At 64.2% G+C, this 18,232-nt stretch carries 16 protein-coding genes; 8 read left to right on the forward strand and 8 right to left on the reverse strand.

The features are described 5' to 3' along the window. Positions 1-13 precede the first annotated feature (13 nt). The 3 genes from JFU57_RS00750 to JFU57_RS00760 are packed head-to-tail and all read left to right on the forward strand — an operon-like array spanning position 14 to position 4,297. Positions 14-1,141, forward strand: a complete 1,128-nt coding sequence (locus tag JFU57_RS00750) for a GNAT family N-acetyltransferase (protein ID WP_201127659.1) — start codon at positions 14-16, stop codon at positions 1,139-1,141. Continuing rightward, positions 1,138-2,910 carry a sensor histidine kinase gene (locus JFU57_RS00755; RefSeq protein WP_078471947.1) on the forward strand — a complete coding sequence of 591 codons (1,773 nt, stop codon included), beginning with the start codon at positions 1,138-1,140 and terminating at the stop codon, positions 2,908-2,910. The genes JFU57_RS00750 and JFU57_RS00755 overlap by 4 nt, the downstream gene beginning before the upstream one ends. Continuing rightward, a complete protein-coding gene (locus JFU57_RS00760; RefSeq protein WP_201127661.1) occupies positions 2,900-4,297 on the forward strand; it encodes a sigma-54-dependent transcriptional regulator in 1,398 nt (465 codons plus the stop codon). The genes JFU57_RS00755 and JFU57_RS00760 overlap by 11 nt, the downstream gene beginning before the upstream one ends. A gap of 24 nt (positions 4,298-4,321) precedes the next feature. On the opposite strand, the gene JFU57_RS00765 is transcribed toward JFU57_RS00760, so the two are convergent. Both JFU57_RS00765 and metE read right to left on the reverse strand, forming a co-directional pair. Beyond that, positions 4,322-5,335, reverse strand: a complete 1,014-nt coding sequence (locus JFU57_RS00765; RefSeq protein WP_178102976.1) for an alpha/beta fold hydrolase — start codon at positions 5,333-5,335, stop codon at positions 4,322-4,324. A 220-nt stretch (positions 5,336-5,555) separates the two neighbouring features. Then, positions 5,556-7,868, reverse strand: coding sequence for a 5-methyltetrahydropteroyltriglutamate--homocysteine S-methyltransferase (gene metE, locus JFU57_RS00770; protein ID WP_201127663.1), 2,313 nt, complete (start codon positions 7,866-7,868; stop codon positions 5,556-5,558). Between the two features lie 107 nt (positions 7,869-7,975). Between metE and metR the strand changes: the two genes are divergently transcribed. Then, positions 7,976-8,893: a transcriptional regulator MetR gene (metR, locus tag JFU57_RS00775; RefSeq protein ID WP_078472054.1), complete on the forward strand. Its 918-nt coding sequence runs from the start codon at positions 7,976-7,978 to the stop codon at positions 8,891-8,893. A 39-nt stretch (positions 8,894-8,932) separates the two neighbouring features. Here the strand turns inward: metR and JFU57_RS00780 are convergent, their stop codons facing one another. The 4 genes from JFU57_RS00780 to JFU57_RS00795 all read right to left on the reverse strand — a co-directional run bounded on the left by JFU57_RS00780 (position 8,933) and on the right by JFU57_RS00795 (position 11,882). Then, positions 8,933-9,439, reverse strand: a complete 507-nt coding sequence (locus tag JFU57_RS00780; RefSeq protein ID WP_201132059.1) for a GNAT family N-acetyltransferase — start codon at positions 9,437-9,439, stop codon at positions 8,933-8,935. Positions 9,440-9,584: 145 nt separating this feature from the next. After that, a complete protein-coding gene (locus JFU57_RS00785; protein WP_201127664.1) occupies positions 9,585-10,019 on the reverse strand; it encodes an NUDIX hydrolase in 435 nt (144 codons plus the stop codon). A 57-nt stretch (positions 10,020-10,076) separates the two neighbouring features. Further along, a complete protein-coding gene (locus JFU57_RS00790) occupies positions 10,077-11,441 on the reverse strand; it encodes an HD domain-containing phosphohydrolase (RefSeq protein ID WP_201132060.1) in 1,365 nt (454 codons plus the stop codon). A gap of 174 nt (positions 11,442-11,615) precedes the next feature. Continuing rightward, positions 11,616-11,882 carry a type B 50S ribosomal protein L31 gene (locus JFU57_RS00795; protein WP_201127672.1) on the reverse strand — a complete coding sequence of 89 codons (267 nt, stop codon included), beginning with the start codon at positions 11,880-11,882 and terminating at the stop codon, positions 11,616-11,618. Between the two features lie 313 nt (positions 11,883-12,195). On the opposite strand from JFU57_RS00795, the gene JFU57_RS00800 reads away from it, so the two are divergent. From JFU57_RS00800 to JFU57_RS00810, 3 genes are all read left to right on the forward strand, one after another. After that, entirely contained in the window at positions 12,196-13,815 is a 1,620-nt protein-coding gene (locus JFU57_RS00800; protein ID WP_078471952.1) for an FMN-binding glutamate synthase family protein, read from the forward strand. A 57-nt stretch (positions 13,816-13,872) separates the two neighbouring features. Next, complete coding sequence (locus tag JFU57_RS00805; RefSeq protein ID WP_078471953.1) at positions 13,873-14,157, forward strand: putative quinol monooxygenase; 285 nt, start codon at positions 13,873-13,875, stop codon at positions 14,155-14,157. Positions 14,158-14,223: 66 nt separating this feature from the next. Continuing rightward, complete coding sequence (locus JFU57_RS00810) at positions 14,224-14,520, forward strand: cupin domain-containing protein (protein WP_078471954.1); 297 nt, start codon at positions 14,224-14,226, stop codon at positions 14,518-14,520. 16 nt (positions 14,521-14,536) lie between these two features. On the opposite strand, the gene iaaH is transcribed toward JFU57_RS00810, so the two are convergent. Further along, positions 14,537-16,042 carry an indoleacetamide hydrolase gene (gene iaaH / locus JFU57_RS00815; protein WP_201127674.1) on the reverse strand — a complete coding sequence of 502 codons (1,506 nt, stop codon included), beginning with the start codon at positions 16,040-16,042 and terminating at the stop codon, positions 14,537-14,539. 82 nt (positions 16,043-16,124) lie between these two features. After that, a complete protein-coding gene (locus JFU57_RS00820; protein WP_201127676.1) occupies positions 16,125-16,856 on the reverse strand; it encodes a helix-turn-helix transcriptional regulator in 732 nt (243 codons plus the stop codon). Positions 16,857-17,064: 208 nt separating this feature from the next. Between JFU57_RS00820 and JFU57_RS00825 the strand changes: the two genes are divergently transcribed. Beyond that, entirely contained in the window at positions 17,065-18,189 is a 1,125-nt protein-coding gene (locus JFU57_RS00825) for an OpgC family protein (protein ID WP_201127678.1), read from the forward strand. Positions 18,190-18,232: the final 43 nt, after the last annotated feature.

Here is an 18,232-nt window from a genome sequence, read left to right on the forward strand (position 1 = left end):
TTAAGGACGAGACGTGATTACCGCCCAAGCCTATTCGACCATTCAGGCCATCGACCGCCGTGCCTGGAATGACTGTTTCCCGAATGCCTTGGAGGACTGGGACTATTACCTGGCGGTGGAAAACGCCGGGATCGACGACTTCCAATGGCGCTACCTGGCGCTCTATGAAGGCTCGACCCTGGTGGCGGTGGCGCCGGCCTTCACCACCGGGTATCGGCTCGACACCACGGTCCAGGGAATCGGCAAGCGCATCACCGAGCGCCTGCAACGCTATTGGCCGGGTCTGTTGCAACTGCGCCTGTACGCCATCGGTTCGCCGGTGGCCGAACAGTGCAATGCCGGCACCGCCAGCCATGTGCCGGTCGAACGGCGCCAGGCCTTGCTGGAACAGCTGCTGCTGATCGCCCAACGCGATGCCGACGCCCTCGACATCGGCCTGCGGGCGGTCAAGGACGCCCCCAGCAGCGACCGGCAATGGGCCGAAAGCTGCCAGGCCGCAGGTTTCCAGGCGATGCCCAGCCTGCCGAGCGCGCTGCTGCCGATTCCCTTTGGTTCCATCGACGCTTACCTGGGCACCCTGGGCAAATCCACCCGCAAGGACCTGCGGCGCAAACTGCGCGCGCCGGGCCCGCGGATTGAATGGCGGCGCTCGATCGACGACGTCATGCCCGACATCATGCGGCTGTATGAGGCGACGCTGGCGCGCAGCGACCTGCAATTCGAACGCCTGCCGGCGGACTACTTCACCGGCATCCTCGAACACCTGGGCGAGCGCGCGGCCTGCGTGCTGTACTGGATCGACGAACAACTGGTGGCGTTCAACCTGATCCTCATCGACCGGCATCGGCTGATCGACAAGTTTTTCGCCCACGACCTGGACCTCACCCGGGAGCACAACCTGTACATGCGTAGCTGGCTGGCCAATGTCGACTACTGTATCGAACACAAGATTGCGCTGTACGAGTGTGGCCAGGCCGGCTACGCCAGTAAACTGCGCCTGGGCTGTTCCTTTACCGGCAATACGCTGTTCTTCCGGCATCGAAACCCCTTGCTCAACACCCTGCTCAAACTGATAAAACTGTTTGTCCGCCCGGATCGATCCGACCCCGCCATGGCTGCTGCAATAAGCGAAAGTTCATGACCAAAAAAGAACGCCGTCCCCCGCGCCCGTTTGCCATCTCTCGCTGGAGCCTGCAGCGCAAGCTGGTATTGGCCTTCTGGATGGTCAGCGTGATCCCGACCATGATCGCCGCCGAGCTGGCAGCGGCCACCCTGTCGGAAATCTTCGACAGTAACGTGCGTATCTGGCTGCAGGAGTCGACCAAGATCGTCGAGGACGAGATCACCGAAATCCTCCACGACAACGCCCGTATCGCCCAACTGTTCCTGCGCTACACCCGCCCGCCCACCGATCGCAATGCGGCCAAGCACGACAAGCTGACCGCCGACATTGCCGACTCGATGGGCATCGACGTGGTGGCGCTGATCCGCAAAAGCGACCACAAAGTGGTGTTCAGTACCGCTGCCGACAACATCGTCGGGCAGATCAGCACCGCGTCCAATGCCGTGCTGCAGACGGTCCAGGTCGGCGGCGTGGCGACCGGCGTGGTGGTCTCGACCTTCCAGACCACCCTGGATGGCATCGACTACCAGCTGCTGATCGCCACCTACCTGGATGCCAGCTTCCTCACCAGCGTGGCCGAAGTGCACTCCCTCGACCTGCGCCTGTACCTGGCCAAGGCCGACGATTTTGCCGAGATCTTCGCCACCCAGCGCTTCGAGGATCACCCCAACCGGGTGCCGGAAAAAATCGAAGCGATCCTGCGCACCACGCGCCAGCCCAGCGAACAGTTCACCAGCCGCTACAGCGGCCTGTATCGGCCGATCTTCAATGACAGCGGCGACCTGGTGGGGGTGATTTTCAGCGGCCTGCTGCGCCACAGCAGCCTGGTGGGGCTGGTCAACCAGAGCAACCTGTTCATCCTGATTTTCCTTCTCAGCTCGGCAGCCTCCCTGGCCGTCGGCTGGCTGGTCTCGCAGCGCCTGACCCGGCCCTTGCGCGGCCTGTCCAAAGGCGTGCAAGCGGTGATTGCCGGCGACTACCGACAGCGGGTGCCGGTCAGCGGCGGCGATGAACTGGCCGAGTTGAGCAGCACCTTCAACCACATGACCGAGCGCCTGGGCGAGTTGCAGCACCTGGAGTCGCAACTGCGTCGCCGTGATCGACTGCATGCCCTGGGCGAGGTTGCCATGGGCCTGGCCCATGAAATCCGCAACCCGCTGGGCATCATCAAGACCGCGACCCAGTTGCTGCACCGCCGTGCCGACTTGCCCGACGGCGATAAGCGCCACCTGGAATACGTGATCAGCGAAGTCAGCCGCATCAACGACCTGATCACCGACTTCCTCGATTTCGCCAAGCCCAGCGCGCCCATGCGCTCGACCCAGCCGGCCCGGCCGCTGATGGAAGAACTGATCGGCTTCTGCGAACCGGAACTGGCCCTGCACAAGATCGATGCGCGGATCGACGACCAGGCCCCGGGCGCGACCCTGTACGCCGATGCACGCCAGCTCAAGCAGGCCTGCCTGAACCTGGTCCTCAATGCCATAGACGCCATGCCCGAAGGCGGACGCCTGACCCTGGGCATCGCCCAGGACGAGGACTACACCATCATCAGCGTCACCGACACCGGGCAAGGCATCGAGCCGGACATGCTTGAACGCATCTTCACGCCGTTCGTCACCACCAAGGCCTCGGGCACCGGCCTGGGCCTGGCGAAGGTGTTCTCGATCATGGAAAACCATGACGGGCACATCGAATGCAGCAGTGAAAAAGATGCCGGCGCCACGTTCAGCCTGTACATTCCGGCCAACGGTGAAGATGACGAAGAGGACGCTGATGACGCATAACCTGCTGGTGGTCGATGACGAGCCCAAACTCTGCGACCTGCTGTCGTCGGCCCTGAGCCAGAACGGCATCCAGGTGTTTACCGCCAGTAACGGCCTGCACGCGCTCAAGGTCCTGGAGCAGGAAGACATCGACCTGGTGATCAGCGACTGGCGCATGCCCGGCATGGATGGCCCGCAACTGCTGGCCGAGATCAAGCTGCGCTATCCGCAGTTGCCGGTGATCGTGATGACCGCCTACAGCACGGTGAAAAACGCCGTGCAGTCGATGCGCGACGGCGCCTACGACTACATTGCCAAACCCTTCGATATCGACGAGCTGGACATCACCGTCAGCAAGGCCCTGCAGTTTCGCGACATCCTCAAAGACAACCAGCGCATGCGCGCCGAGCTCGACGAGCACCAGCAGATCGACAGTCTGGTGGGCGACAGCCCGACCTTTCGCCGGGTGTTGCAAGCCGTGGATTCGGTGCGTGAAAGCAGCGCCACCATCCTCCTGACCGGCGAAAGCGGCACCGGCAAGGAAATGGTTGCCCGGGCCATCCACAAGCACGGCAACCGCGCCGGCCGGCCGTTTGTGGCGGTCAACTGCGCGGCGATTCCCGAAGGGCTGCTGGAAAGTGAGATGTTCGGCCATCGCAAGGGCGCCTTCACCGGCGCCGTGGCGGACCGGGTCGGGCGTTTCCAGCAGGCTGACAAGGGCACCCTGTTTCTCGATGAAGTCGGCGACATGCCCCTGGCGTTGCAGGCCAAGATATTGCGCGCCCTGCAAGAACGAGTGATCGAACCGGTGGGCGACCCGCGCGAGCGCAAGGTCGATGTGCGGGTGATCGCCGCGACCAACAAGAACCTGCTCGAAGCGGTGGCCAACAAGGAGTTTCGCGAGGACCTCTACTACCGCCTGAATGTCTTCCCCATCCCCCTGCCCGCCCTGCGTGAGCGGGTCGAAGACATCGCGCCCCTGGCCCGCCACTTCGCCCATACCCTGGGCGCCACCGCCGGCAAACGCATCAGCGGCTTCAGCCCGCAGGCCCTGCAGGCCATGGCCAACTACAGCTGGCCGGGGAATATCCGCGAACTGCAGAACTGCGTCGAACGCGCGACCATCGTCGCCAAGGGTGCAGTGATCGAAGAGAACGACCTGCCCGATTACCTGTTCACCCCGGCACCGGCCGACAGTGCTCCGGGGGTCGCGCTGAGCGCGGGGGCCAGCGTGCCCAGCGACCTGGAAGCGGCCCTGGCCGAGGTGGAAAAAGCCTACATCCTCAGCGCCCTGCAACAGAGCAATGGCGTGCAAGCCGCCGCCGCGCAATTGATCGGCATCTCCGAGCGCAGCTTCTGGTATCGCCTGAAAAAGCTCGGGATCCAGGTCGATAAAATCATTCGCTGAGCCTCAGCCTGTGGCCGCCCCTGCTCACAGCAGGTTCGGTGCGGCCAGGGGTTCGATCTGCGCCCAGTGCGAGGTGTCTTCACGGTGGGCTTGAAGGTACGGCAGCACCGCCGCCAGCAACGGCGCCTTGAACGCCTCCTGGAAACGATGGGCCAGCCCCGGGATCAGCTTCAATTGGCTGCCCTGGATATGCGCGGCCAGGTGCACGCCGTGCATCACCGGCAGCAGCGGGTCGGCGGTGCCGTGCACCACCAGGGTCGGCACCCGCAATTGGTTGAGCAGGGTGACCCGACTCGGCTCGGCGAGGATCGCCATGATCTGACGCTTCACGCCTTCAGGGTTGAATGCACGGTCGTAGGACTCCGCAGCCTGGTGCAACAGCACCTGGCGATCATCACTGACTTCGGGGCTGCCCAGGGCCGCCAGTAAATCGGCCTGCTGCTCCAGGGCCACCGCACGGTTTGGCGCACCGCGTCGCGAGAGCAACTGCACCAGCGCCGCATTGGGCGCGGGCAGGCCTTCGGCGCCGGAGCTGGTCATGATCAAGGTCAGGCTTTCCACCCGCTGCGGCGCCATGGCCGCCAGGTGCTGGGCGATCATCCCGCCCATGCTCGCGCCCAGCACATGAAACTGCTCGATATGCAGGGCATTCATCAGGCCCAGGGCATCGTCGGCCATGTCCGTCAGGGTGTAAGGCGCCGCCACCGGCAGGCCGAGCTTGTAGCGCAGGACCTCGAAGGTCAGGTTGGCGCTGTCCGGCACCTGGCGCCAGGTGGACAGGCCCACGTCGCGGTTGTCATAGCGGATCACCCGAAACCCCTGCTGACACAAGGCGACCACCACCTCGTCGGGCCAGTGGATCAGTTGCCCGCCCAGGCCCATCACCAGCAATAACGCCGGGTCCGAGGCACGGCCGATGCTCTGGTACGCCAGGCTGACCTGCTCCAGTTCGACCCGTTGGGTGGGGACATTGACGTCGCAACGCGAAGCGCCAAAAGACAACTGGCCGAGCGTCAGCCCGGCCAGCAACAGCATCATTGAAAAGAATCGTACCCGCATGAACAAACACCGAAACGCAGAACCCCAGTAGAGCGCGAGTCTGATGAAGTCTGTTCAAGCGCGCTGCCACAGTTGCGTGACAGTTTGATGAAGATTGCCCAGCGGTCGTCTTTCGACGACACCTTGTAGCCACTGCCGATAGGCTCGGGCCGCGTTCGGACGCTGGCCCGTACCGACGCCGGTGTTCCAGCGGGTGTAATCAACCCAACTGGCTGCGCAGTTGCCGGGCGGCGGCGACCATGTTGATCAGGGCCGCTTCGGTCTCGGGCCAGGCGCGGGTTTTCAGGCCGCAGTCCGGGTTGACCCACAACCGCTCGGCAGGGATGCGTTTGACCGCCTTTCTCATCAGCTTGACCATTTCCGCGGTGTCCGGCACCCGTGGCGAGTGAATGTCATACACCCCTGGCCCGATGTCGTTGGGGTAGTCGAACGCCTTGAACGCCTCCAGCAGCTCCATGTCCGAGCGCGAGGTCTCGATGGTGATCACGTCGGCGTCCATGGCGGCAATCGACTGAATCACGTCGTTGAATTCGCTGTAGCACATATGGGTGTGGATCTGCGTCTGGTCCTGCACCCCGCTGGCACTGAGGCGGAACGCCTGCACCGCCCAGTCCAGGTACTCCTGCCACTGCGCCCGGCGCAGGGGCAGGCCTTCGCGGAACGCCGCTTCGTCGATCTGCACGATCTTGATCCCGGCGGCTTCCAGGTCCAGCACTTCATCCCGCAGGGCCAGGGCCAGTTGCTGCGCCTGCACCTTGCGCGACACATCTTCGCGGGGGAAAGACCACATCAGCATGGTCACGGGACCGGTGAGCATGCCTTTCATCACCTTGTCGGTCAGGCTCTGCGCGTATTGAATCCAGTCCACGGTCATGGCCTTGGGCCGACTCAGGTCACCGTAGATCACCGCCGGTTTCACACAGCGCGAACCGTAGCTCTGGACCCAGCCGAAGCGGGTGAACAGGTACCCGTCCAGTTGCTCGGCAAAGTACTCGACCATGTCATTGCGCTCGGCCTCGCCATGCACCAGCACATCCAGCCCCAGCCGCTCCTGGACCTCCACCGCGTGGCGGATCTCGCTGTGCATGGCATCGGTGTAGTCGTTGGCCGACAACTTGCCCTGCTTGTAGGACTGGCGCGCCAGGCGGATCGAGGCGGTCTGCGGAAAGGAGCCAATGGTGGTGGTCGGGAACAGCGGCAACTGCAAGCGTGCGCGCTGCACGTCGATGCGCCGGGCAAAGGGTGACTGGCGCTGGCTGTCGGCCTCGCGGATCGCGGCGATGCGGGCCTGGACCTGGGCCTTGTGGATACGCGGCGAACGCGCCCGGCTGGCCTGTACTTCACGGCTTTGGGCCAAGGCAGACTGAACGCTCGCGGCCTGTGGATCGTTCAGCGCATCACGCAGCACGGCAATTTCGCCACACTTCTGCACGGCAAACGCCAGCCAGCTCTTCAACTCGGTATCGAGCTGGTCTTCACGCCCCAGATCCACCGGGCTGTGCAGCAACGAGCAGGAACTGCTGACCCAGAGGTTGTCGCCGAAACGTTCCTGGGCCACTTGCAGTTGCTCCAGGGCCTGCTCCAGCTCGCAGCGCCAGACGTTGCGCCCGTTGACCAGGCCCACCGACAGAATCTTGTAGGTCGGCAGACGGTCCAGTACCTGGCCCAGTTGCTCCGGGGCCCGCACGGCGTCGATGTGCAGGCCGTCCACCGGCAGGCCGACGGCCAGGCCAAGGTTGTCTTCCAGGCCGCTGAAGTAGGTCGCCACCAGTTTTTTCAGCGGTGAGTACTGAAGGATGTGATAGGCGCGCTCGAAGGCGCTCTTCCATTCGAGGGGCAGGTCCAGGGTCAGGATCGGCTCGTCGATCTGCACCCATTCCACGCCCTGGGCCTGAAGCCGCTTGAAGATTTCGCCGTACAGCGGCAGCAGGCGCTCCAGCAGCGTGAGCTTGTCGAACTCATTGCCCTTGGCCTTGCCCAGCCACAAGTAGGTCAGCGGGCCGATGATCACCGGTTTGACCTTGTGACCCAGGGCGTGGGCTTCGTCGACTTCGTCGAACAACTGGTTCCAGCTCAGGCTGAACCCCTGGTCAGCGCTGAATTCCGGGACCAGGTAGTGGTAGTTGGTGTCGAACCACTTGGTCAGCTCCTGGGCGTATTGCGCCTGGCCATGCTCACCGCCGCAGCAGCCGAAGGTGGCGCCGCGGGCCATGGCGAACAGGGTGTCGAGGGTCGGCAGGCCCTGGCCGTCCTGGGTGCTGGCAAAACGCTCGGGAATCACGCCGAAGCTCAGCGAATGGGTGAGCACCTGGTCGTACCAGGCGAAATCGCCCACCGGCAGCAAATCGATGCCGGCGGCTTTCTGCAACTGCCAGTGCCGGGCCCGCAACTCACGGCCGACGCTCAGCAAGGCGCTCTGTTCAAGGTCGCCCTTCCAATAGGATTCGAGGGCTTTTTTCAGTTCGCGGTCAGCGCCGATACGTGGAAAACCGAGGGTGTGGGCCAAGGCCATGAGGTGTTCCTCCCTGTAAAAGATGGCGCCATTGTCGACAGCCAGCCCAACATGAGACAAACTCAACCTTTTCGTGTTGATCACAAAATTTACTCATGGAGAACCTGGTGCTCGAAATCCGTCACCTGAAGACCCTGCACGCCCTGCGTGAATCCGACAGCCTGGTGGAAGCCGCCGAGCGCCTGCACCTGACCCAGTCGGCCTTGTCCCACCAGTTCAAGGAACTGGAAGAGCGCATGGGCATGCCATTGTTCGTGCGCAAGACCAAGCCGGTGCGCTTCACCAGCGCCGGCCTGCGCCTGCTGCAACTGGCCGATGCCACCCTGCCCCTGCTGCGCGGCGCCGAGCGTGATATCGCGCGCCTGGCCGGCGGCACCGCCGGACGCCTGCACATGGCCATCGAGTGCCACAGCTGCTTCCAGTGGTTGATGCCGACCATCGACCAGTTCCGCGACGCCTGGCCGGAAGTCGAACTGGACCTGGCGTCGGGGTTTTCCTTTGCGCCCTTGCCAGCCCTGGCCCGGGGCGACCTGGACCTGGTGGTGACCTCCGACCCGCTGGAGCTGGCGGGCATCACCTACGTGCCGCTGTTCACCTACGAAGCCATGCTCGCGGTGGCCAACCAGCACTCGCTGGCAAGCAAGGCCTACATCGTGCCCGAGGACCTGATCAACGAAACCCTGATCACCTACCCGGTCGAACGCGATCGTCTGGATATCTTCACCCGCTTCCTGGAGCCAGCGGACGTCGAGCCGGCGCAAGTGCGCACCTCGGAACTGACGGTGATGATGATGCAACTGGTGGCCAGTGGGCGCGGCGTGTGCGGCATGCCCCATTGGGCGCTGCATGAATACAGCTCGCGGGGTTACGTCAAGGCCAAGCGCCTGGGGGACAAGGGCTTGTTCGCCACGCTGTATGCGGCGATTCGCGCCGACATGCTGGATGCGCCCTACATGCGCGACTTCCTGCTGACGGCCAAGGACACCTCGTTCTCGACCCTGGACGGGGTCAGCGCCGTTCGCTGATCCGGGCATTTCCGGTGGCGCGGCGTGCGGCGGGTGCCGCTAAAGCTCGCGGGCTTCGCGGCACATATGGATTTTGTCGAAGTAGTCATCGCCGACCCGCACTGCCAGGGATTCGAGGCCTGACTGCATAAAACCGCAGCGACGATACAAGGCGATGGCCGCGTCGCTGCCGGCGGTCACGGTCAGCTGAATCAGGCGCACCTGGGGCTGCTCGCGCGCCTCGGCGAGAACCCCCTGCACCAGTTGGTAGCCCACCCCGCCTTGACGCCAGGCCTGGCTCACATACAGACCGAACAGGGTCGCCTTGTGCCGGGCGTGCGCCTCAAGCTCCAGGGCCAGGCCGACAATCCCCACCAGCACCTCGCCCTCGAACGCCCCCAGCAGCAGGTCCAACTCATCGTCCAGGCGCGCCGCCCACCAGGCCAGGGGGATCGCCGCACGGTCGCCGATGCTGGAGGCAAACGCCTGGGGATGGCGCGCGTAGGCTTCCAGGGACAACGCCCGATATTGCGCGGCGTGGCGCCCGTTCAGACGCTGGATAAGCACGTCGCTCACCGCGGGCTCAGGTTCCGCGACCCGGCGCGGGCAGCAGGCGCAAGACCGGGGCGGCCAGTAGCGTCAGCAATGAAGCGGCGGCGAAGATCAGGTCATCGTGGCGTGAAATCATGGCAATCCTCGGCGAGGGCCCAGGTCAGGCCGGGGGTGTCAGCGAGGCACGATAAAACGGCAGGATCAGATCCCTTGTCAATGGCGCCAGGTGCAGGTTGATATCACTGTGCGGGTCGACCCAGCACACCTCCTCGATTTCTGCAGCCGGGGCCACTTCGGCGTCGATCTCCAGCAAAAACACCTCGGCCTGCACCACGTAACCGGGCTCGTTGGCCGCGGGCGCCGAGAACTGGCCGAGAAAGCGCGCCTGGGCCGGATCCACCTGCAAGCCCAGTTCCTCCTCCAACTCCCGCGCCAGGGCGACGGCCGGTGATTCGCGGGCTTCGATCTTGCCCCCCGCCTGCATAAAGGCCTGGGTTCCGCGCTTGCGTACCAGCAGCGTGCGGCCATCCGGCCTGAGCAGGAGGCCGGCGGCGATGTGAATAATGGCGTTCTTGGAGTCGGTGCAGGCAGTCATGGGAGCGGGTCGGCCTTGAATGAAAGGCGCAAGGATCCCACGCACGGCCCCTTCGCGTCACGGCGCCAGGGCTGGTTTTTCGCTGCCGGAGTGCTCCTGGGCCACCCTGACAAATACGCTGTAGCGCGCTCCCTCCATGGTCTCGAAGGCAATCAGCTTGTCCACAAGGGGCAGGTTGAGCACCTTGCCGGCATTGAGCAGGAGCATGCCGTTGTCGGCGTTCAGGTTGCGCGCCAGCAGCATTCCGGCTTGCAGTTCCCGGGTGCCGAGAACCTTGACCGAGGGGTCGCCCAGGGTCACGTCCGTGAGGTAGACCGCGCACACCTGGACAAAGTCTTCGACCAACTGCGGGTCATAGAACTTGCCCGCGTACTTGCGGATAAACACCAGGGCCTCGTCGCTGTTCATCTGCCGCTCGAGGATCAGCCCGCGCTGCAATTCGATGAAATCCACCGCCAGCTTGAGCAAGCGCGAGCCAAAGGGGATGGCTTCGCCCTTGAGGTGATCGGGGAAGCCGCTGCCGTCCCAGTGCTCCTGATGGTGAAGAATCAGCCGGGCCGCATCCTGCATCGGCTCCAGGGTCATCAACAATGATTCGCTCTGCTTCGGATAGGTACGGTACAGCTCGCGGTCGTGGTGGTGCATCAGGTCCGCCGGGGACCTCATCATGCTGTCGCTCCAGCTCAACTTGCCGATGTTGTACAGCGCGGCAGCCATGGCCAGGTCCCGACTGCTACCTTCATCCAGGGCGTGCACCCTGCAGTAGGCGCGCACCAGCTCGATGATCTGGCGGTTGGTCTGCTTGGCCGGTGGCAGGCGCTGGTTGACCAGCAGCGAGAACAGCTCGGTGCCGGTCGCATAACTGTGCTTGAGCTCCTCATAGGCCAGGTCGAGCATGTCGGCGGTCTGCTGCAGCTCGGCGGTGCGGGCGGCGACGCGTTTTTCCAGCTGGATATTGAGGGCCCTGAGTTCGCCGTTGCGGGTTTGCGCGAGGGTTTCCAGGCGCTGGCGCTCACGCTCGCTGTGCTGATGGGCCAGGGCCTGGCGCAGGGTCAGCAGCATCTCCTGGTCGTTCCAGGGTTTGCTCAGGTAGCGGTAGATCTGGCCTTCATTGATCGCCTTGACGATCAGCGCCAGGTCCGGATCGCCGGTCAGCAGAATGCGAATGGTCTGGGGATAGTCCTGATGAATGCGCGCCAGCAGGCTGGCACCGTCCATCTGCGCCAGGTGCGCGGCGCTCATGACCAGGTCGATCGGGTGCTGCGCCATCAGCTCCAGGGCCTGGGCGCTGCCATGGGCCAGGTAAAGGTGGTAGGGCTCTTCACTCAGCAGTTCAGCCAGGCTGGTGAGAACCGAATCTTGCTCGTCAACCAGCAGCACGCCGGACGCTGGTGTGGAAATGGCAACGCTGTGCTCACCCATGGCGACACCTCGGGTCAACATCGATGCACTGATCCTTATTGGAAGGGCAACAGCAATCCGTGTTGTTTGAGCTAAGCGTAGCCAGGTTTCGGCAAGCAATGATGGCTTTTTAATACCACTGATCCGCACACCCGAGCGCACTGCTGCCACCGCAGTGCTCCCGGGGCAACTGGTTCAGGCGTTCTTGCCGCCCGAACCGAAGGACGCAAAACGCTTGTTGAAACCGGCGATACGGCCTTCGGACTGGGTCTTGCGCTGCTGGCCGGTGTACACCGGGTGCGAGGCGCTGGACACGTCCAGGGTGACATAGGGGTAGGTCTGGCCATCGCTGTGGGCCAGGGTGCGATCGGTGTCGACAGTGGAGCCGATCAAAAAGAACACATCGGCTGCGGTGTCGTGGAACAGCACGGTGCGGTAGGCGGGGTGGATTCCAGGTTTCATCTGTGGCCTCCGAGGGCTTGGCATGTGATTAATACGTTATACAGTAACATATAACACCCACCCAAACGAGAACCGATTGCAATAAGCGCCAAAGCAAATCGTCTATCCGCCCACCGAAACCCGCAGGACAGACGCCAGCGGGTTGCCCCGAGACGGAGATCGCTCGTAAGCTCCACCCTTCGCCAACACCGTGAACCACCCTGAGCGCCCCGACCGCGACAAGCTGGACACCCCGTTCCGGCCCCCGTTGTCTGCCTATTTCCACAGGCCCCGAGCCTGACTGGATTGATGAGTCCGAACCCAAGGAAACCGTATGAGCCTGTCACTCCTGAGCCGCTACGCCTTCTTTGCCGCCTGTGTGATCTTTACCCTCGCCAGCCTGCCCTTTCTTGAACACGACTGGCTGTGGCCGATCACCCTGGTCACTGGCCTGCTCAGCCTGCTGGGTATTTTCGACCTGATGCAAAGCCCCCATGCGGTGCGCCGCAACTACCCGATCCTGGGCAATATCCGTTACCTGGTGGAAGGCATCCGCCCGGAAATCCGCCAGTACCTGCTGGAGTCCGACAGCGACGCCCTGCCCTTCTCCCGGGCCCAGCGCTCCCTGGTCTATTCCCGGGCCAAGAATGAAAGCGCCGACAAACCCTTCGGCACCCTGATCGATGTGTACCAGTCGGGCTTCGAATTCATCGGCCACTCCATGCGCCCGGCGCCCCTGAGCGACCCCAGCAGCTTTCGCGTGATCGTCGGCGGCCCGCAGTGCACCCAGCCGTATTCGGCCTCGGTGTTCAACATTTCGGCCATGAGTTTCGGCTCCCTCAGCGCCAACGCGATCCGCGCCCTCAACCAGGGTGCCAAGCTCGGCAACTTCGCCCATGACACCGGCGAAGGCAGCATCAGCCCCTACCACCGGGAAAACGGCGGTGACCTGACCTGGGAACTGGGCAGCGGCTACTTCGGCTGCCGCACCGCCGACGGCCGTTTCGACCCGGACCGCTTCGCCGCGCAGGCCCAGAACCCGCAAGTGCGGATGATCGAAATCAAGATGAGCCAGGGGGCCAAACCCGGCCACGGCGGAATTCTGCCCAAGCACAAAGTCACCGAGGAGATCGCCGAGACCCGCGGCATCATGATGGGCGAGGACTGCATTTCGCCGTCACGCCACAGCGCCTTCTCGACGCCGATCGAGCTGATGCAGTTCATCCAGCAACTGCGCGAACTCTCGGGCGGCAAGCCGGTGGGCTTCAAGTTCTGCCTGGGCCACCCCTGGGAATTCATGGGCATCGCCAAGGCCATGCTGGAAACCGGCATCCTCCCGGACTTTATCGTGGTCGACGGCAAGGAAGGCGGCACCGGCGCGGCACCCGTGGAGTTCACCGACCATATCGGCGTGCCGATGCGCGAAGGCCTGCTGTTTGTGCACAACACCCTGGTGGGCCTGAACCTGCGGGACAAGATCAAGCTCGGCGCCAGCGGCAAGATTGTCAGCGCCTTCGACATCGCCAGCGTGCTGGCCATCGGCGCCGACTGGGCCAACTCGGCGCGCGGCTTCATGTTCGCCATCGGCTGCATCCAGTCGCAGTCATGCCACACCAACAAATGCCCGACCGGCGTCGCCACTCAGGACACCCTGCGCCAGCGCGCCCTGGTAGTGCCGGACAAGGCCCAGCGGGTGTTCAACTTCCACCGCAACACCCTCAAGGCCCTGGCCGAGATGCTTGCTGCCGCCGGCCTCGACCACCCTTCGCAACTGGAAGCCAAGCACCTGGTGCGGCGCATGTCGGCCACCGAAATCAAACTGTTCTCGCAGTTGCATGTGTTCCTCAAGCCCGGCGAATTGCTCACCGGCGAGGTGGACGGCGCGTTCTACTCGCGCATGTGGCAGATGGCGCGGGCCGACAGTTTCGAACCCAATGAACAAGCCGCAGCTTGATTGACCGGATTACGTGTGCCCGCCCCGCAAGGGTCGGGCGCAGCGACAAGGATTGCCATGCTCAAAGTCATCGCTGAAGACTTCATCCTCCCCGAACACCTCGACACCGTACGCCCGTGGTACACCGAGCTGGTGGAAAAAACCCGCCAGGAACCGCTGTGCATTGCCTACGAGCTGTTTGTCGACCAGAAAGACCCCGGGCACTTTATCTTTATCGAGCTGTGGCCCGACCAGGCAGCACTGGATGCCCACTGCCGGACGGAGCACTTCACCCGGCTGGTGCCGCAGATCAATCAGTTCCAGGCCCGGGACTGCCGGGTGCTGCTGATGAACCCGTTCTGATACGCCCCCTTACGCTGACCGGACCACCGAAAGCACCGCCCCCCCTGCCCCTTTCGGAGTGACCCCATGCCGTTATTACCCTTTGACTCACTGGCCAGCCAACTGCCGGGCACCTGGCGCTCGCAAGTGCTTGGCCAGGTCGGCCCCGCACGCATCAAGGTGCTGCGCATGGACCCGCAGGCCTACATCGAAGAAACCCACGACTACAACGAAGGCCTGCTGGTCACCAGCGGCTGCCTGCAACTGACGGTGGCCGGCGAGCCGGTGACCGTGGAGGCCGGCCAGATGTACCTGGTGGAAGCCGGCGTGCCCCACGCGGTGCTGGCTGGCAGCCATGGCACCCTGGTGATCATTGACCTGTAGCGCGCAGCCCTCGGCGCTACTCGGCAGGCAGCGGCCTGGGGCCCCAGATTGACTCCAGGGTCCGGCCGATCGCCAGCAGGCGCGCGTCGCTGCCCGGCAAGCCATCGATCTCCATGGCCACAGGCAAGCCGCTGTCCGCCCCCAACCCCACTGGCAGGCTCAGGCCGGGCATGTCGACCTGGCTGCCGGGGTCGGTGTTACGAATGATCCGGGCAAAATGCTGCGCGCTGCTGGCCTGTTCGTCAGCCTTGATCGCCACCTCGGGCACCGTGGGGAAGACCAGCGCATCCAGCTGGTGATCGGCGAAAACGCTGTGATAGAGCTCGCGCAAGGCCGGCAGGTGGCGAGTGATTGCCTCCTGATAGGCCTCGGCACCGGGCTGCAACTGCCCGTCCGGCCCCGGCACCCGCCCGGGCACGATCATCCGGGTAAAGATGGCCTGGACGTCGGGGCTGGCGATGCCCTCGACCAAAGCCTCGAACGACACCCCGGTGGCCTGTTCCTGCAGATACGCGGTCAGCGCCTGGCGCGTCTCCATGATCACCACCGGCAGCGCGACCTTGGCATGCAATTGGGTCAGCCCGGGCATGGCCACTGGCACCAGCTGCACCCCGGCCAGGCGCAGTTTTTCCAGGGCTGCCCGGGCCTGGGCGGCGACTTCAGGGTCCAGGTCGGCCCAGTGGAAATCCGCCACCCCCAGCCTGATGTGTGACGCGGGCACAGGCGTTGCGGCCAGTGCCGGGGCGCCACTGAGGATGGCATCGAGCAGCACAATGTCGCCCAGGGAATTGGCCATGGGGCCAGGGGTGTCACGCCGCGGCGAGATCGGCGTGACGCCCTGGCCGCTGTAGCGACCCACGGTCGGGCGAAAGCCGACGCAGCCATTCAGGGCGCAGGGTTCTCGCGATGAGCCGCCGGTATCGGTGCCCATGGCGATCGGGATCAGGCGCGCGCCCAGCGCCGCCGCACTGCCTGAAGATGAGCCACCGGCAATCCGCGATGGATCGAATGCGTTGCGCACGCCCACCGTTGCCCCATGGAACGCCCGGTTGTAGCCACTCGCGCCAAATGACAGTTCGTGCATGTTGGTCTTGCCCAGCACAATCGCGCCGGCAGCCTGGAGGCTGTCGATCAGCGGCGCATTGTGGGCCGGAAAGAAACCGGCCAACGCTGGAGTGCCCGCGCTGTTGGCAAAGCCCTTGACCTGGATATTGTCCTTGATGGCGATGGGCACGCCGCCCAGGGGCAGGCAGCCCTGGCCCGCGGCCAAGCGCGCATCGGCGGCACGCGCCTGGGTCAGCGCGGCCTGCGGCGCCAATGAAATAAAAGCGTTGAGCTCGGGTCGCGCCTCGATACGGGCCAGCCAGAAAGCCACCACCGTCGCACTCGAGACCTGGCCCTCGCAGATCGCACGGGCCGTGTGTTCAGCGCTCAATGTCAGCAGGTCCAGCGGCGCTTCGACAGCAGGCGTGGCACCGCTGGCCAACAGGCCAAGCGCCAATAGGCAGAGTCGGGTATTCATCAACGATCCTGGGCATCGGTCGAGCTCCACCATGGCGCTCGGAGCCCGCATTAATGCCTCGCCGGAGACCCGTCAGACATCCTCAGGATTGAGGAGGCGCGCCATGCCGTGCCCGCCACAGCGCCAGTTCGGTACGATTGCGGGCGCCGGTCTTGGCCATGGCGTTTTTCAGGTGGGTGCGCACGGTGGTGAAGCCGATATTCATCAAGCGGGCAATCTGCTTGTCGCTGCAGCCCTGGGCCACATGCCCCGCCACCCGCTGCTCGCGTGCCGTCAGCAGCGGCGCCGCACCGGCTTCTAGCACCAGGGCTTGCTGCAAATAAGGGTTCAGCGCATCCAGCAGGCACACTTCGCGCTGGCCGAACGCCGGCTGACCAGCGCCGCGCCAGACCCGGAAATCCCCCAGGTCGCGCTCCTGATCGAACACGAACAGATTGATCCCATGGTGCATGCCACAGGGCTGGAGAAATTCACGGTAATGGGCCCCCTGCTCCAGCTCCCGCCGGCTGATGACCTCATCGACCCGGGTCGCGCGCCGCCGAGCCCGCAATAACGGGGTGATCCTGTCGTGCAGGTGCACGCGTTGCTCGTAGTCGCGCAGGCGGCTGGCCTCGATATTGATCGCGGTGCCCTGCAGCGACCGGTTCAGCCGGCTGTCCCAGATATAGGAGGCGGCAAAATCGGCCCGCAGCAACTGCGCAAGGTCACCCAACACCTGCTCCCGTACGGATGGGCCTGTTCCCGCGCTGCGCAGGCGCCACACAATGCTCGCGAACAACTCGACTTCAGGACCGGTCATTTTTACGCTGTGCATCGCAGTACTCCCTGATCTGACATTGATGACCCTGCGCCGGGGTAAAGCTGCCCTGTGCCTCGGACTCGTCCGATTAGCCCCCGGGCGCTGCTCCGCCCTTTGCAATTGGCGAGCAATCACGCCACCCTGCGCGCCGCCGATAGGTGGCGCGCAACCTTTTGCGCCGCCCGCGACTCCTTATTAGACCTTCGCTCAAGAGCCCGACGCCATGCTTAACGGACGCGACCCGCGCATCGACTTCTTTCGTGGCCTGGCGCTGATCTTCATTTTCTGGGATCACGTGCCGCAGAACCCCCTGGCCCAATTTACCCTGCGCAATATCGGTTTCAGCGACGCGGCGGAAATCTTCGTATTCCTTGCCGGCTATGCGGCGGTACTGGCCTACGGCAAGGTCGTGCAGCGCGATGGCTACCTGGTGGCCTGCGTGAAAATCCTGCGCCGGGCCTGGGTCCTGTATGTGGTGCATATCTTCCTGCTGGCGCTGCTGATGGGCATCGTGTTCTTCGCTAACAGCCATGTGCAGACCCGCGACCTGGTGCAGGAAATGGGCTTGCAGTACTTCCTCACCCACCCGCAACAGGCGTTGATGGATGAGTTGCTGCTGCGCTTCAAGCCCAGCCTGATGGACCCCTTGCCGCTGTATATCCTGCTGTTGCTGGGCCTGCCGCTGGTGCTGCCGATGCTGCTGCGCAGGGCGCAGTATGTGGTCGGGCTGTCAGTGGTGCTGTACCTGCTGGCGCCCTGGTTCCAGTGGAACCTGGCGGCCCAGGAAGGCGGCGTCTGGTTCTTCAACCCGATGGCCTGGCAGCTGCTGTTTATCCTGGGCGGCGCCGCGGCCATCCATGGGCAAAGGCCCGGGGTGGCTGAGCGGCGGCCACTGCGCCGGCAACCGATGTTTGTCGGTGCTACGGCGTACCTGCTGCTCAGCGGGTTGCTGGCCCTGTCCTGGAAATGGCCCGAAGTGCACGACGCGTTCATGCCCAGGATGCTCGGCGAATGGCTGTACCCGATCAGCAAGACCAACCTGTCGCCCTTGCGCCTGCTGCACTTCCTGGCCCTGGCCTATGTCACGGCCAGGTTGCTGCCGGATATCGGCTGGACGCGCCACTGGCTGGCGCAGCAGTGCGCGCGCATGGGCCGCTACTCGCTGGAGGTGTTCTGTTTTGGCGTATTGCTGGCGCCCCTGGCGGACATGCTCAACGCCCAGGCGGACGATGCCCTGGCCATGCAGCTGCTCAGTGCTGTGCTGGGGGTCGCGCTGATGGTAGCGCTGGCATCCTGGCTGGACTTCAACAAGCGCCTGAGCCAGCCGGCCCACGCGGCCATCGCTTAGCCGGCGCAGGACGTTGGCGCCCTGCCCGACGGCCCTTTATCGG

The organism is Pseudomonas sp. TH07, assembly GCF_016651285.1.
Taxonomy (GTDB): Bacteria; Pseudomonadota; Gammaproteobacteria; order Pseudomonadales; family Pseudomonadaceae; genus Aquipseudomonas.

Bases quoted from the DNA above. Each gene is read 5' to 3' on its own strand.
- JFU57_RS00800 (WP_078471952.1), top strand. From the start codon at position 12,196: ATGAGCCTGTCACTCCTGAGCCGCTACGCCTTCTTTGCCGCCTGTGTG.
- JFU57_RS00785 (WP_201127664.1), bottom strand. From the start codon at position 10,019: ATGACTGCCTGCACCGACTCCAAGAACGCCATTATTCACATCGCCGCC.
- JFU57_RS00810 (WP_078471954.1), top strand. From the start codon at position 14,224: ATGCCGTTATTACCCTTTGACTCACTGGCCAGCCAACTGCCGGGCACC.
- JFU57_RS00760 (WP_201127661.1), top strand. From the start codon at position 2,900: ATGACGCATAACCTGCTGGTGGTCGATGACGAGCCCAAACTCTGCGAC.
- JFU57_RS00795 (WP_201127672.1), bottom strand. From the start codon at position 11,882: ATGAAACCTGGAATCCACCCCGCCTACCGCACCGTGCTGTTCCACGAC.
- JFU57_RS00820 (WP_201127676.1), bottom strand. From the start codon at position 16,856: ATGCACAGCGTAAAAATGACCGGTCCTGAAGTCGAGTTGTTCGCGAGC.
- metE (WP_201127663.1), bottom strand. From the start codon at position 7,868: ATGGCCTTGGCCCACACCCTCGGTTTTCCACGTATCGGCGCTGACCGC.
- JFU57_RS00805 (WP_078471953.1), top strand. From the start codon at position 13,873: ATGCTCAAAGTCATCGCTGAAGACTTCATCCTCCCCGAACACCTCGAC.
- iaaH (WP_201127674.1), bottom strand. From the start codon at position 16,042: ATGAATACCCGACTCTGCCTATTGGCGCTTGGCCTGTTGGCCAGCGGT.
- JFU57_RS00755 (WP_078471947.1), top strand. From the start codon at position 1,138: ATGACCAAAAAAGAACGCCGTCCCCCGCGCCCGTTTGCCATCTCTCGC.
- JFU57_RS00765 (WP_178102976.1), bottom strand. From the start codon at position 5,335: ATGATGCTGTTGCTGGCCGGGCTGACGCTCGGCCAGTTGTCTTTTGGC.
- JFU57_RS00790 (WP_201132060.1), bottom strand. From the start codon at position 11,441: ATGGGTGAGCACAGCGTTGCCATTTCCACACCAGCGTCCGGCGTGCTG.
- JFU57_RS00825 (WP_201127678.1), top strand. From the start codon at position 17,065: ATGCTTAACGGACGCGACCCGCGCATCGACTTCTTTCGTGGCCTGGCG.